This is a genomic window from Halolamina pelagica, from assembly GCF_001307315.1.
GTDB classification, from domain to species: domain Archaea; phylum Halobacteriota; class Halobacteria; order Halobacteriales; family Haloferacaceae; genus Halolamina; species Halolamina pelagica_B.
Window position 1 is genome coordinate 246,102 of sequence record NZ_LGUC01000002.1, and the last position, 13,930, is coordinate 260,031.

Annotated in this window: 13 protein-coding genes and 2 pseudogenes; 4 read left to right on the forward strand and 11 right to left on the reverse strand. The window is 69.3% G+C overall.

What is annotated here, in order from left to right; all coding sequences use genetic code 11:
* Window positions 1–23 precede the first annotated feature (23 nt).
* Both SY89_RS14900 and SY89_RS14905 read left to right on the forward strand, forming a co-directional pair.
* Window positions 24–1,145 carry a Gfo/Idh/MocA family protein gene (locus SY89_RS14900; protein ID WP_054584939.1) on the forward strand — a complete coding sequence of 374 codons (1,122 nt, stop codon included), beginning with the start codon at window positions 24–26 and terminating at the stop codon, window positions 1,143–1,145.
* A gap of 83 nt (window positions 1,146–1,228) precedes the next feature.
* Window positions 1,229–1,714, forward strand: a complete 486-nt coding sequence (locus SY89_RS14905; RefSeq protein ID WP_054584940.1) for an ester cyclase — start codon at window positions 1,229–1,231, stop codon at window positions 1,712–1,714.
* Window positions 1,715–1,744: 30 nt separating this feature from the next.
* Here the strand turns inward: SY89_RS14905 and SY89_RS14910 are convergent.
* The 4 genes and pseudogenes from SY89_RS14910 to SY89_RS14925 form a co-directional block, all read right to left on the reverse strand.
* A pseudogene (locus SY89_RS14910) lies at window positions 1,745–2,694 on the reverse strand (NAD-dependent epimerase/dehydratase family protein).
* Between the two features lie 60 nt (window positions 2,695–2,754).
* Entirely contained in the window at window positions 2,755–3,516 is a 762-nt protein-coding gene (locus SY89_RS14915; protein WP_054584941.1) for an oligosaccharide flippase family protein, read from the reverse strand.
* A 20-nt stretch (window positions 3,517–3,536) separates the two neighbouring features.
* The gene (locus SY89_RS14920; RefSeq protein ID WP_054584942.1) at window positions 3,537–4,223 is read right to left on the reverse strand and encodes a lipopolysaccharide biosynthesis protein; all 687 of its coding nucleotides are present in this window, start codon (window positions 4,221–4,223) and stop codon (window positions 3,537–3,539) included.
* Window positions 4,224–6,029, reverse strand: a complete 1,806-nt coding sequence (locus tag SY89_RS14925; RefSeq protein ID WP_054584943.1) for a DUF389 domain-containing protein — start codon at window positions 6,027–6,029, stop codon at window positions 4,224–4,226.
* A gap of 201 nt (window positions 6,030–6,230) precedes the next feature.
* On the opposite strand from SY89_RS14925, the gene SY89_RS14930 reads away from it, so the two are divergent.
* Together SY89_RS14930 and SY89_RS14935 are read left to right on the forward strand one after the other, a co-directional pair.
* Window positions 6,231–6,665, forward strand: a complete 435-nt coding sequence (locus SY89_RS14930; RefSeq protein ID WP_054584944.1) for a hypothetical protein — start codon at window positions 6,231–6,233, stop codon at window positions 6,663–6,665.
* On the forward strand, window positions 6,662–6,922 hold the full coding sequence (locus SY89_RS14935) for a hypothetical protein (RefSeq protein WP_054584945.1): 261 nt from the start codon (window positions 6,662–6,664) through the stop codon (window positions 6,920–6,922). The genes SY89_RS14930 and SY89_RS14935 overlap by 4 nt, the downstream gene beginning before the upstream one ends.
* 34 nt (window positions 6,923–6,956) lie before the next feature.
* On the opposite strand, the pseudogene SY89_RS19745 reads toward SY89_RS14935, so the two are convergent.
* From SY89_RS19745 to SY89_RS14970, 7 genes and pseudogenes are all read right to left on the reverse strand, one after another.
* Window positions 6,957–7,891 (reverse strand): annotated as a pseudogene (locus tag SY89_RS19745) (glycosyltransferase).
* A gap of 5 nt (window positions 7,892–7,896) precedes the next feature.
* Window positions 7,897–8,874, reverse strand: coding sequence for a lipid II:glycine glycyltransferase FemX (locus tag SY89_RS14945; RefSeq protein WP_239685700.1), 978 nt, complete (start codon window positions 8,872–8,874; stop codon window positions 7,897–7,899).
* A gap of 91 nt (window positions 8,875–8,965) precedes the next feature.
* Window positions 8,966–9,238, reverse strand: a complete 273-nt coding sequence (locus tag SY89_RS16850; RefSeq protein ID WP_054584946.1) for a hypothetical protein — start codon at window positions 9,236–9,238, stop codon at window positions 8,966–8,968.
* Window positions 9,157–10,092: a carboxylate--amine ligase gene (locus SY89_RS14955; RefSeq protein ID WP_054584947.1), complete on the reverse strand. Its 936-nt coding sequence runs from the start codon at window positions 10,090–10,092 to the stop codon at window positions 9,157–9,159. Before SY89_RS14955 ends, SY89_RS16850 begins: the two co-directional genes overlap by 82 nt.
* A gap of 231 nt (window positions 10,093–10,323) precedes the next feature.
* Window positions 10,324–11,175, reverse strand: a complete 852-nt coding sequence (locus SY89_RS14960; protein ID WP_239685701.1) for a polysaccharide deacetylase family protein — start codon at window positions 11,173–11,175, stop codon at window positions 10,324–10,326.
* 82 nt (window positions 11,176–11,257) lie between these two features.
* Window positions 11,258–12,286 carry a DUF354 domain-containing protein gene (locus tag SY89_RS14965; RefSeq protein WP_054584948.1) on the reverse strand — a complete coding sequence of 343 codons (1,029 nt, stop codon included), beginning with the start codon at window positions 12,284–12,286 and terminating at the stop codon, window positions 11,258–11,260.
* Window positions 12,286–13,854 (reverse strand): alkaline phosphatase family protein, encoded by a 1,569-nt coding sequence (locus tag SY89_RS14970; protein ID WP_054584949.1) that lies wholly within the window; start codon window positions 13,852–13,854, stop codon window positions 12,286–12,288. The genes SY89_RS14965 and SY89_RS14970 overlap by 1 nt, the downstream gene beginning before the upstream one ends.
* Window positions 13,855–13,930: the final 76 nt, after the last annotated feature.

Consider the following 13,930-nt stretch of genomic DNA (forward strand, 5'->3'; position numbering starts at 1 on the left):
CCTACGGTGGCGACCTGTCGGTGATGACACTCCGAACCGCGGTCGTCGGCGGCGGTACCGTCTCCGGCGTCCACCTCGACGGTCTCAGCCTGAACCCGCGAACCGATCTCGTCGCCATCTGTGACACCGACGAGGAGCGGGCCCGAGCGCTCGCTGCGGAGTACGGGATCGCCCCCTTCTTCGACGCCGAGGCGATGCTCGCCGAACTCGACCTCGACTGGCTCCACATCTGTACGCCGGTCCAGACCCACCTCCCGATCGCCAAGCTCGCGATCGACGCCGGGGTCCCCGTCCAGATCGAGAAGCCGATCACCGAAACGTACGCGGAGTTCCAGGAGCTCGCGGCGTACGCGACCGACCACGGCGTCACCGTCTCCGAGAAACACAACCACAACTTCGACCCGGCGGTCCGGACGGCGATGGCGAAGCGACGCAGCGGCGAGTTGGGCGAGGTCCGCGGCGTCGACGTGATCTACACCGGTTCGAGCCGGCCGGACGACCCCAACCGCGGCCCCTGGAACCTCGAACTGGCAGGCGGCGAGTTCGAGGAGGGAATCCCCCACCCCGTCTACCTCACGCTCAGAACCGGCGGCTACCCCCGTAGCGAGGACGCCGTTACCGCCACGACCGCGCTGCACGACGAGTACGACCACCCGTTCACGTACGACGGCGCCCAACTCCAGTACGTCACCGACGACGACGTGCTCTGTACGACCAAGATCCTCGGCGGCACCCGGCCGGTTCGGCAGATCCTGATCCACGCCGAGGACTGCTCGCTGACGGTCGATCTGCTCTCCCAGACGGTGATCGAACACGATCGCGACTACAAGCGGTCGGCGGCGACACGGGCGCTCAACAACGTCGACGAGGCGTTCGACCGGCTCACGGGCACGGTCGCCAACGCCCGCTCGGTCGCGCGCCGCGCCCGAGCCAGCGACGACTGGGACACGGTGCGGTTGCTGAACGCCCACTACTACCAGAACGACGCCGAGTCCCGGGCGCTCGAGGCTGGCGACCCCAGCGCGATGCCGGTCCCGATGGCCGAATCGCGCTGGACCAGCTACCTGATGGAGGAGATCCGCCAGTCGGCGGCCGATTCGCAGAGCCAGCCGATGGGCCAGCGGCTCGAAGCCGACGGGGAGTGAGCACTGCTCGGCGGCGGATCGACCCACACGGCGGGCGGCGCGTGCCGTTCCGTGACTGATCACACCGCGATACGAGACCATCTATGACAGACGACCAAGACACGATCGACGCCCGGCGCCAGTTTCCCCAGCAGTGGGCCGAGGAGGTGCACGGCAACCACAACGTCTCGTTCATCGACGAGTACCACGCGTCGGACTGGGTCGGCCACTTCGACGGGAAGGAGCTCGACAACAGCGAGTACAAGGAGATGCAGCGGGAGCTCATCAGCGGGTTCCCGGACGCCCAGTTCAGCTTCGGACCGGTCATCGTCGAGGGAGACACCGTCGCCGGCCACTGGCAGATGACCGGAACGCACACCGGTGAGTTCGTCGGGGTCGCCCCGACCGAACGCACAGTGACTGTGACCGGAACGTTCGTGACGCGCTACGACGAAGACGGGCAAGCGCTGGAAACCTGGGAGAACATCGATCAGTTCGGGCTACTGCAACAGCTCGGGATCGCCCCGGAGGAGTTCACGCTTGGCGGGCTCGCCCGAACGCTGGTCAATCTCGTGAAGAGTAGTCGGTGAGGCGAGCCAGCAGCCACGTTGCTCAGTTTCTCACTGCCGCGCCACACTCACTGCCAGCAAGTCCGCGAGCCCGTCTTCCAGTGCGACTGTCGGGTCGAACGAAAGCGCTGTTTTTGCCCGAGAGATGTCCGCACAGCTGTCCTCGAGATCCTCGGGTCGGGGGCCGTGTGTTCGATCGGAACATCGCCCCCCGCGAGCTCGCTGATCGTCGCCGCGAGCTCGTCGATGCGCGTGGCCTCCCCGGTGCCGACGTTGTACGCGCGACCGACGCCGTCGGTCGTCGCCGCGGCGAGATTCGCCCGGACTACGTCGTCGACGTGGACGAAGTCACGCGTCTGCTCGCCGTCGCCCTCGACGATGATGGGCTCGCCCGCCCGGAGCTGGTCGAGAAACGCGCTGACGACGCCCGAGTCCTGTCCCGGCCCGTAGACGTTGAAGTAGCGCAGCGCGACCGTCTCCACCCCGTAGCGGCCGTGGTAGAGTCGCGTGTAGTGGTCGGCCGCCAGCTTGTCGACGCCGTACGGGGAGGTGGGGTCGGTCGAATCGTCTTCGCCGATCGGGACCGACGATGGCGGGCCGTACACCGCGGCGCTGGAGGCAGCCACGACCCGAGCATCCTGCTCACGCGCCGCCTCGAGCACTGCGAGCGTCGCGTCGACGTTGCGCTCGTGGCTCTCCAGCGGTCGCTCGACCGACTCGGGGACGCTCACCAGCCCGGCCTGGTGGAACACGTAGTCGACGCCCTCGACGGCCGGCGCCAGCACCGCTGTGTCGCAGAGGTCGCCTTCGAGGAACGTGGCTCCCCGAGGGACGCGGGTACGATCCCCTCCCGAGAGGTCGTCGACGACGCGTACGGTACAGGCGTCGGCGAGCGCGTGGGCGAGGTGACTGCCGACGAAGCCGGCGCCGCCCGTGACGAGCACCGTGCTCCCCCGGATCGGCTCGGGGATCGTGATCGAGTCTGACTGGTCGCGGAACATACCGGCGCCCTCACCGGACGCGGGGTTTGTTAGTAGGCGCGTACCGCGACGGTGGGGCGCTCACGTCAACAGCCGGTGCACCTGCTTCACGCTGACCACGCCGCCGAGCACCGACAGCAGCGCCCAAACGCCGCCGCCGAGGGCGACGACGCCCAACAGCGACGGGAGGTCGCTGACGTAGGGGAGCGCCCCCACCACGACCGCCGCCATCCCGGCAGTGATCAGCGCGACGATGCCGAGTCGGCTCGCCACTTCCCGGAGATCGATCGGGAGCTCCTGGGCGATGAAGTGGACGTTCGAGCCGGTGTAGACGGTGTAGGTGATCACCGTCGCCACCGCCGCGCCGACCGCGCCCATCCGGGGGATCAACAGGAGGTTCAGCAGGAAGTTCCCGATCGCCGTCGCGGACTTGATGATCGCTCGCGACCGCGCCCGGCCGAGGTAGTCGAGGCCGTCGCTCGTCACCTTGTTGATCGCGTTGACGAGCATGAAGCCACAGAACACCTGCAGGACGACCACGCTCCCGAGGTAGTCGGGGCCGAACACGTAGCGGATCACCGGCTCGGCGACGAGGATCAGCCCCACGATCGCGGGCACGTAGCCCAGCAGGACGTACTGCAGCGACCGCTGGTACAGCGTGGCCGCGCGTTCCGCCTTGTCCTTCGAGGACTGCTCGGCCAGCGCCGGCGAGATGGTGTAGCCGAACGACGACGCCGGTGCGGCGACGAAGTCGGACACCTGCTTGGCGACGGTGTAGTAGCCCACCGCGGTCATGTCGACGAGAACGCCCAGCAGCAGCGTGTCGACTTTCTTGTCGAGCACGTTCGCCCCCCGCGTCGCCGTCAGGGGACGCTGTACTCCAGCAATCGTCGCGTGAGTCGGTCAGACGCCGCTGCCGCCGGCTCGAGGCCGCGGTAGAACCGCGTGTAGACGACGTAGCCGCCGACCAGCGATGCGAGCGCGAACGCCAGTACGTAGCCGGCGACGGCGCCGGCGACGCCGAACCCCAGCACGACCAGGCCGACCACGAGCGGCAGGCGTGCGAGGCTGGAGATCGCAGTCAGTGTCGCGCTCCAGTCGACGCGGTTCAGCCCCTGGAAGATGGTGGTGAGGTAGCTCTGGGAGGCGCGGCTGGCGACGTAGAGCCCGCCGATCGCGAGCAGGCCGCCCACAGCTGGCGAGTCGATCGCGCGGAGGACGACCGGTCCCAGCACCACCGTCCCGGTGGCGACGATCACGACCATCGCCGTCAGGAACAGCGCCGACCGACGGATGACGTAGGGAACCTGCCCGGGGGCTGTCTCGGTGAACTCCGTCACGTACCGGGCGGCCGACCGCGGCAGCCCCAACGTCGCGAGCACGGTGACGACACTCAGCGCCGAGAGGACGAAGTTGAGCCGCCCGAACTCGGCGGGGGTGAACAGCACTCGCGTCAGGATCAACACCAGCACCGCCTTCGACGCGAGGTTGAGCATGTTGGCGCCGAAGCTCGCTTTCACCCCGCGGGCGATCCGGTCGACCAGCGCCATCTACGACTCCCCACCTCCGTCGACGTAGTAGAGCCGGAACCCGTCGTTCGCGCGGACGCGGTCGACGCCTGGCGTGCGTTTCAGCGCTTCGAACCCGCGCTCACCGTAGCGGAACCCCTCGTAGAGGTCGACCTCCTGTCGATGGTTCGCGTCGGTCGTCACGACGTACCGCGGCTCGCCGAACGCCGAAGTGTAGTTCGCGGTGCCGAACACCGACGGCGGGATTCCGTCCGTGTACCCCGGGAACGCGAGTTCCTCGCGGGCCTGCTCGGTGCCGTAGTGGTAGTCGACGTACCGGGCCGGGCCCCCACGGATCCCGGCGAACTCCACCTCGGGGGCACGGTGTTCGAAGGCGCCGCCGTGGCCGTCGATCTGGGCGGCAGTGACGTGCTGGGTCGGCTGGTAGACGTAGGGCGAGGCGTGGACCGCGACGAGCCCGGCCGGCGCGAGCACCAGCAGCGCCGCTAGCGCGACGGCGACGCCCGCTCGCTCGCCGCCGATCCGGGCCAGCCGGTCCCAGATCATCACCAGCCCGACCGCGCCGGCGACGGTCACTGGCACCATCAGGAACCCGTGATAGCGGAAGTACATGTCGCCCATGCTGGCCGCGAACACGCCGAGGAACACGCCGGTCACGGGGACCAGCCCCGCCGCGAGCAGGAGCACCAACGGGCGTCGACGATGCCGCCGGACGGCGAGCAGGAACACGGCCGCGGCCAAAAGCGAGAGCACCGTCGCGGCACCGAACAGTTTGAGGAACACCTCGAGCAGGCTGCCGCCGACGCTGGTCAGCGACGTAGACTTGGCGCTGACGACTGACGCGCCCGAGGCGCTGCCCCGCAAGAGCCCCTCGAACGTCACCACGACCGCGCCGCGGACGCGCTCGAACCGCGGCGCCCAGAGGAAGAACACGGCGAGCACCACCACGGTGTGCGGGAGCAGCGATCGCGTGGACGCGATCGGGTGTGCGGGTCGCCGCCAACGGGTCACCCACTGGAGCACAGTCATCCCACCCAGGAACGCGGCGGCGTTCAGCGCCTGCTGTGGGTGGAGGAACACCAGCGCCGAGCCGGCGAGTGCGAGCAGTATCCCCCCACCGACCGACCGTTTGGTGCCGAAGTACGACCGGCTGCCGAACACCCCGGCGATGTACGCGAAGGCGAGGTAGAGCACGAACGCGAACAGCAGTATCGTCTGACTCGCCGGGTGGGCGTTGGGGTGGACGGCGATGTTGTTGAGCGGCGCGAACGTCGCCGCCGCCAGGAGCCCGACCGCGGGGGCCGTGGGCCGGTCGACGAGGAGGCTCACCGTCGCGGGCACGAACAGGAGGTAGACGAGCGGGACGGCGACGAGCACGACGTACATGTTCCCCAGCGCGAGGGGTACGTCGCCGACGCTGGCGGCGATTACCGTGAGCCCGTGGATCCCGGGGTAGAGCAGCGACGCCGGATCGAGCGTGGCGCCGGCGATCTCGCGAGCCCAGCCCACGTGGCTCAGTGAATCGCCAGCGCCGTAGAAAGCGTACCCTCGGAGGATCGGCATCGCGTACACGGCGAGGGCGACCGCGCCGATCAGTGCCAGCCCGGTGGCGTGGAGATACCGCGAACGGTCCCGGGTGAGCGCGACGACGGCGCCGGCGACGAGGGCGATCACCAGTCCGAGCCACGTGACTGTCGGCGTCGCGTCGTACAGCGAAAGTTCGTAGCCCGCCGCCGGGGCGAGTCGGGCGGTGCCGATCGCCACCACCAGCGAGCTGTACCCCACCAGGAGTCCGAGTTTTGAGCGCCGGGCGCGCGGTTGTGACATAGTCGACCTGTTCGTATCGCTCTGCCCGACCGGGAGATAGTTATGCGGCGCGTACACCCCAGCGCCGCCGGCGACGGCGGTCTCAGCGGCCTCCGGACGTGCCAGTAAAAGGAGTCGACTATCTGCTGGCCAGTCACCGTTCCCTCGCTCTCCCGCCCGTCCGGGGAGCTTTATTCACGGGGCCCAAACTGCCGCCCAGAGATGCCATCGTCGAGGCGCTACCTCGAAGCAGCCGCCGTCAGCGTGGGGACGTTCGTCCTCTTCGGGGCCGTGACCGGCCTGGTTCCGAACCCACTCTACGTGCGGATGGTCCCGCGAACGCCGCTCGACTACCTCTTTCTGAGCCTCACCGCGGGGTTCCTGGGCGTGTACACGCTGCAGCGAACCGGTGAGCAGGGCAGCGACGGGAAGACGGTGACAGCCAGCGCCGCCCTGGGGTTTCTGGCGTTCGGCTGCCCGATCTGCAACGCCTTTCTGCTCGCGCTGTTCAGTAGCTCCGCGCTGATGACGTACTTCGACCCGCTCCGGCCGCTGCTGGGTGTCGTGAGCGTTGTGCTGTTCGCCGGGCTGCTCACCGTGCGATCACGGCGCTCGTGTGACGCGTGCGAGCCAGCGCTCGAGGGGGCAAACCGATGACGGACGAATCACCCGACGCCGACGGTTCGTCGGCGTCGACGAGCCGCCGGTCGCTGATCGGGCTCGGCGGCGCGGTGAGTCTCTGCTGTCTCTTCGCGACGCCGGCGGCGACTGGCGCAGTCGGCACGACTGTCGCGGGCGGGACGACCGCCGCCCTCGGTGGCGGGCTGATTCGGATCCTCGTCACCGCTCTCGGAGTGGGGATCGCGGCGTCCGTGATCGGCTGGCGGGCGAGTTGTGACTCCTGCGGCGAATAGGCCCTTCCTGACGCGGCCGGGGCGCTCCCGCAACTCAGCCGTCGACGACCTCACGATACAGCGCTAACAGCTGCTCGCCAGTGTGCTGACGGCTGATCTCCCGCACTCGCTCGCGACCCCGCGGTCGCTCGTCGGATCGCAGCACGGCCACGAGGCCGTCGACCAGTTCGGCGTCGGACCGTCCGACGTGTGCCTGGGCGAGCCCGTCGAGCCGGGTGCGAACGTCGCCCACGTCGGTCGCGACCACCGGGAGGTTGCAGGCGAGCGCCTCCTTCACGGCGTTGGGTGAGCCCTCGTGGTTGGACGTCAACAGCAGCGCGTCGGCGGCGTTGAGGTACGTCGGCATCTCCGCGTGCGGGACGCCCGTGACCGAGTGGAGCGTGACCGGGGTGTCGAGGTACTCTCGGGCGGCGTCGACGACGCGCTCGGCCCGCGGGTAGTTCTTCACCTCTCGCTCCCGTGGGTAGGGGAACAGGACGTGGCGGCTCTCGGCGTCCCAGCCCACCCGTTCGCGGGCGGTGGCGGCCGGCTCGGGCCGAAAGCGCTCTAGATCGATCCCGTGGGGATGACGTGGCTCTCCCGGCCCAGCGCCGACGCCATCTCCGGCGACATGACCACCACCTCGTCGGCCCAGCGGGCACAGAACCGACTGACTCGGCCGTACTTCCCGAACAGATCCGTCCCCCACAGCGAGAGCACGACCGGGAGGTTGGGCTGACAGATCGCATGCGGCGCCGTCAGGCCGTAGTTGGCGTGGATCAGGTCGTAGTCGCCGAACGACGCGGCGAGTGCGTGCGGGTAGAGCCGCGCGTAGTCGAGCACCGAGCGCCCGGAAGTCTCGCCGTCGTCGTACTCACGCCGGCCCGGCACCGAGAGCGTCGTGCTCTCGACACCCAGCGAGTCCAGCGTGTCGATCTGCTGCTGGAAGAACCGGGAGGCCTCGCTCGGGACGAGGTTGAGCACGCGCAGGTCGCTCATCGGCTCACCAGCCGATAGGCCGTTTTCGCGGCGGTCATCCCCGGGCCGCCGGACTCGACGGCGTAGTACGGCGTCAGCGACGCGCCGAACTTGCTTTTGTACTGGCAGAGCCGCTCGGTGTTGGCGCCCATGAGGTCGTAGGTGTCGACGCTGGCCGGCGGTTCGTCGGCGGCGATGTCCTCGATGATCCGCCAGTGGAGCAGGCCGTTGACGCCCGTTCCCTCGTGGACGGTTCGGGTGCCGCCCAGCCAGAAGTACGCGGCGTCGTTGCTGTAGAGAACGACCACTCCCGAGAGGAACTCGTCGTCCGGGCCGCGGACGACGTACGTTCGACAGCGACCCTCGGCGGCGAGCGCGTCAGTGAGATCGGTGACGTACGCACGGTCGAGCGGGAACCCGCGGTCCTGCTCCGCGTAGCGCTCCTGGGTTCGGTCGTAGATCTGCTGGACTGGGTCGGTGCCCCCGCGCTCGACAGTCACGTCCAGCTCCTTCGCGTCCCGAATCTCTCGCCGGAGGCTCTTGCTGAACGAGGCGAGCAGCGCGTCGGTGTCGCCGTCGACCGTGAGGTGGTAGGTAAAGCGCGTATCGAGCGAGAGATCCGACCAGACGTACGGCCGCGGGTCCGGGTAGCTCGTCGGGCAGACCAGCCGGAGCACCGTGAGCGACCGATCGACGCCCACGTCGTCGAGCACCGCCTCCGCGAACGTGGCGTTGACCTGCTCCCGTTTCCGGCGCTTGGGGCTGGCGGGCATGATTAGCGGCCCGAGCCGGGGGATCGAGAACCCCGGCGGCGGCGAGAGGATCGCCCGGCCGACCGCCGACTCCCTGACGACGACCGGCAGCAGCCCGACCGGGCGATCGCCTTTGAACCCGCCGTAGAGCCGCAGTTCGCCGGCGACGTGGTCGTCGAGTACGTCCAGTGCCGCCGGGGTGTGAAACACTTCGAACCCGTCCGCTGGGAGTGCGTCCCCCACTCCGCGACCGAGAGCTGTCGGATCTCCATTGGCTGGCCACAGCGGTGCCGGACCGATTGTTACCCCCTCCTTACCCTGGCCACGGCGGCGGTCACCGGTTCAGGCGGTCGCGGATCGCGTCCGCGAGCGCGTCGGCACCGACACTCGTGATCTCCCTGAGCGCGGCGACGGTCGTCGCGGGATCGTCCGGCCGGACGAACGGCTTGTCGGTCGTGGCCAGGGTGGTGAGGAACTCACCCAGCGCCTCGGGGTGGCCGTCGGCGAGGCGCTCGGCGAGCCACTTCAGGTCGCCGTACAGCAGTCGCTGCTGGACGACGCGCCGGTTGGCGCCGCCGTCGACTGTCGGCCGCTCGCCCGCCAGCACGCCGAGGTGGAGCCACGGGAGGTCGACGCCCGCGGCCGTCGCCAGCGGGAGCGACCCCAGTAGCGGCCGTTGATCTCGATGAGGTAGCAGTCCTCCTGGCTGCGCATGAACTCGACCTGGATCGGCCCCGTCCAGCCCAGTTCGGCGACGAGCTCGTCGGCGTAGGCGCGCATCTGGTCGTCGTGGATGCCCCGGATGAGCGTCGAGCTCCCGCCGGAGTGTGGCGTCGTCCGGAGCCGAAGCTCCTGAAACGTCGCCACCAGCTCGCCGTCGTCGGCGACGCCGACGGTCGTCGCCGTGTCGCCGTCGACGACCGCCTGAACGAGCGGCGGGGTGGCGCGCATCCCCGGGTCGGCGGTGGCGAGGCGCTCGTACGTCGAGCGCAGGTCCGCGGGCGAGTGGGCGTAGTCCCGGTCGCTGATCTCGTGGGTGTACAGCCGTCCCTGGTCGTCCGCGACGTGTTTGCTCCGGGGCTTGACAAGCACTGGGTAGCTGATTTCGTCGGCGATCGCCGCCACCGCGTCCGGGGACTCGGGTGTCCAAGTTTCGGGCACCGGCACCGAGAGGTCGGCCGCGAGGGCCACCGTCCGGGCCTTGTCGGCGACGCGGCGAAACCGCGACCAGTCCTCGACGCCGGCGAGCGTCCCCGTCGCGTCGAGGTGGTCCTTGTGTCGGGCGATCGCCGTCGTGGTATCGTCCCGGGTCGGGATCACGGCGAAGTACTCCTTCGCCTCGGCCGCCGTTTCAACGGCGTCGACGAACGCCGCGGGCTGCGATGCAGGATCGGGGTACACCACCTCCGCGTCGACGTAGCGGGAGTGGGCACCCAGCGAGCCGCGTTCGAGCGCCCCCACGTCGAGGGGACGCCGCGGCTCCCGAGCGAGGAGAGAACGCTGAGTGAGGACTGGCTGCCGCCGTCGAGCACCAACACTCGTTCCCGCCGTGGGAGAACCATCTGCCCTGGTGGTTCCCTCGACTGCTACTTAAGTAAGCACCGCCGTACTCCCGGCGAGCACGCGCCGGTACTTCCTTGGGGCCACTCAGAACTGCGGCGGCATCGACTTCCAACCGGCGTCACTCCGAGTTCACCCGCGCGGGCCGGTCCAACTCAGCCGCCTCGTAGAACTCTGCTGGCGAGCCGACCCACGCGCCCAGTTCGAGCGCCGTTTCGACGAGCCGGCGGTAGAGCCGGCCGTACCCCGGGAAGTCGTCGACGCTGAACACTCGGGGTGCCAGAGCACCGACATCACCGCGCCGTTCTGCTCGGCCTCCTCAAGCAGGTTCTCACAGGTGGCCAACGCCTCGTCGAACTGCTCGCCTGGATCGGGGAGGGCGTTCTCCATCACCGTCAGCGGGAACACGACGAACTCGTCGTCGAACGGCCGTTTGAGCCCGTAGCCGTGGGTGAACCCCGCCACCATGCTGGAGCCGAGGCTGGCGTCGTAGCGCAGCCCAAGCGCGCGGTAGTGGCGCCAGGTTTCCGGAACCGAAAGGTGGAGGTAGTGCTGGCGGCCGCCGACCACGTCGTCGTCCAGCACGTCCTCGATGGCCGTGAGTTCGCGCTCGAGCCGGTCGCGGTCGTCCGGGGAGTTGTACGAGCCGTGGAGGCCGACTTCCCAGCCGCCGTCGTCGAGGTCGTTGACGACCTCCCGGATCGCCGCATCCGACAGCGAGTAGCGGCCGGCGTAGAGCCGCCAGGCACGGGGGCTGAGCCACTCCCGAGCCGGGCGCTCCCAGAGGCGCTGCTCCGAGAGGAAGTAGAACGCCGAGCGGACGCCCAGCGACTCCTCGAGGCGCATGACGGTCTCGAACTGCCAGTACGGCTCCCGACTCGGCAGCATCGACGTGAGGTGGTGGAGCCAGTTCTCGGTATCGCGGAGCGCGTAGTACGGCGCCTGGTACGTTTTGTACGGTCGGTCCACGTCGTGGGTGAGCAACAGGACGAACTCGTGGCCGTCGGGGATCGGTCGCTCCTCGCCCTCCAGGCCTGGGTACTCGCCGGCGTCCGGGGATTCTCGCTCATTCGCCGACCTCCTCGACCAGCGCGACCGCGAACGCGGTCGGGTCGACGACCTCCGCGAGCAGACGGCGCTGCCGGCGCCGCCAGCGCCGGCCCGCCTCGGGGTCGGCTGCCAGTTCGATCGCGGAATCGGCGGCGATTTCGGGGTCGTAGTGGGAGCGGACCAGTCCCGCCTCGCCCAACTGCTCGAAGTTCCCCATCTCCTCGTCGAGCGGGTTGTACCGGACCGATGGCGTCGCGAGCACAGCGGCCTCCGTCGCCATCGTCGAGGAGTCGCCGACGTAGCAGTCCGCGAACGCGAGCAGGTCGTGCATCGCGTCGACGGGCACCGGCGGGGCGTGGCCCGCGAGCCCCTCGGGGAGCGGCGACTCGCTGGAGACGTACACCTCGCCGTGGTCGGCGAGGCCGTCGACGAGCCGGCGGACCGTCTCGGGGGCGAACCCCTCGCTCCCGCGGTCGTGGTGGGCGTCCATCGCCACGAGCCGGACGACGGCGTAGGGCTCGTGGGGGTCGACGCCGTGTTCGCGGAGCCTGTCGGCGTCGGGTTCGAACCGCGCCGGATGGAGGTAGGCGAGTTCGTGGAACCCGCGGTAGCGGAGGTGTTCCGTCGGGAGCTCCCGGTCGAACGCCGCGGGCGTGGCGACGACGGCCGCGGCCGGGAGCGTGACGCGGTCGAGCAGTCCCGCGACCTCGGTGTCGTGAAACACCACGTTCGGGACGCCGAGGGCCGTCGCGACGTAGGCGGCGGTGGGGTTGAGACGGCTCAGCACCACGTCGGGGTCGAAGGCGCGGGCGAGCCGGGCGAGCCGGAGCCCCCGCCCCGTCCACTCACGGAGCGCGCCAGCGGCGCCCGGCCGAGCGCGTGAGAGCGAGGTGTGCTCGATGCCGTACGCCGACAGCAGGTCGAGGGTCACGTCTTTCTCTCGGGCGACGACTCGGACCTCGTGTCCCCGTCTCCGGAGGGTCGCGATCGCGTTACGGAACAGGTGGACGTGCGCCGGGTGGGTCACGTCGACGAGCAGGCGCATTACTCCAAGTAACCCAGATCGGCCAGTCGCTGTTCGACGGCCTCGTCGTCGTCTCCCGCGCCGGTGCGATCGCCAGAGATCGGCGCCCGGTACTCGACAGCCCGTTCGGCGGGCTCGGAGCCCGGGGCGAACACGTCGAGCACCTCGCCGTCGACGTCGTCGGGGACGGCGGCCCCCATCGTGTGCAACAGTGTGGGCAGCAAGTCGGTGATCGACGCCTGTTCGCCGAGCCCCGCGGAACGGAACCGCGGGCCGCTGAACAGGAAGATCCCCTCGGGCATGTTGCCGCCGGCCCAGACTCCCTCGTCGGCGATGGGCTCTGCCGGGCCGACCGCGTCGCTGACGTGGACGTTCTGCCCCTGATCGAGCAGGAGATCCGGCGCGTGATGGGCGTAGGGGCCGTCGTAGTACGCCTCGCCGCGGTACACCGCCTTGACGAGCTGCTGGCCCGTCTGTGGGTGGGTGAGCGCCTCCAGCTTCCGGATCAGTTCGTCCCGAGTCGCCTCGTACGCCGGGTCGCCGGGGTCGAGCGTGAGGTAGATCGGCCCCTGGTTGCTGGCGACGGCGGTGGTCGCGTCCCAGTCGATCACCGACAGCACGCGGTCGGCTTTGACGCCCTCTTCCCACGGGACCAGCCGCTGGACGCGCTCGGGCACCACGTTCGCCAGCGTCTCGGTCATCCCCAGCGACTTGGCGAGCGAGAGCGCTCGCTCCTTCGTGAACCCTACCCGGCCGAGCAGTTCGTCGACGCCGCGCTCGGTCGCGAGATACCCCTCCTGGGCCAGCCAGGCGTTGACGTAGAACACGGTGTCGACGGGCCAGGTCCCGTGGTCGGACATCACGAGCACGTCGTGGCCCGCGTCGAGAAACCGTCCGAGGTTCTCGTCGATACGCTCCCACGCCCGCCGGACCGGCTCGCCGTCCCAGAAGTAGTGCTGGAGCGCCATGCTGTAGAACACGGTGAGGTGGAGGAACTCCGGGTCCTCGCGGTCGAGCAGCCGCTCGGCGGCCTCGAAGCGCAGCTCGATCAGGTCGAGCACCGCCTCGACCTCTGCCGCACCCTTCTCTGTCGGCGAGATCATGGGACTCGGATGGACGCGGTAGTCCAACTCCTCCCGAAGGAACTGCTCGACCTCGGGTGGCGTCGCGAACCCGGTGTCGAGCGAGCGGTAGGTGGTCTCCGAGGCGTCCGGGCCGCCGGCGACGACGAACCCGTCGATGGATTTCGGGGGGTACGTCGAGGGTTTGTTCACGACGCCGGCGGTGTGGCCCTCGTCGTTGAGGTAGTCCCACAGTTCCGCGCTCCGGAAGTCCGTCGCGTCATGGAACACGTGTTCCTGATTGGCCGTGTCGATGCGGTCGAAGCGGAACACGTCGAGCTTGCCGGGGTTCTTCCCCGTCGCGTAACACTTCCAGTTGGGGACGGTGATCGGCGGCAGACAGCTCTCGGAGCCGCCGCCGATCCCGTCGTCGATCAGTCGTTGTAGGTTCGGCAGCCGGCCCTCCTCGAGCCAGTCGCCGATCAACTCCCAGTTCGCGCCGTCCAGTCCGATCGTGATCGTAGTCATTGGTCCGAAGATTCCTGCGCCATCAGTGCGCGATACCGGACAATTCGCAGTTGGTCCATTTGTTATAGGGAGACTG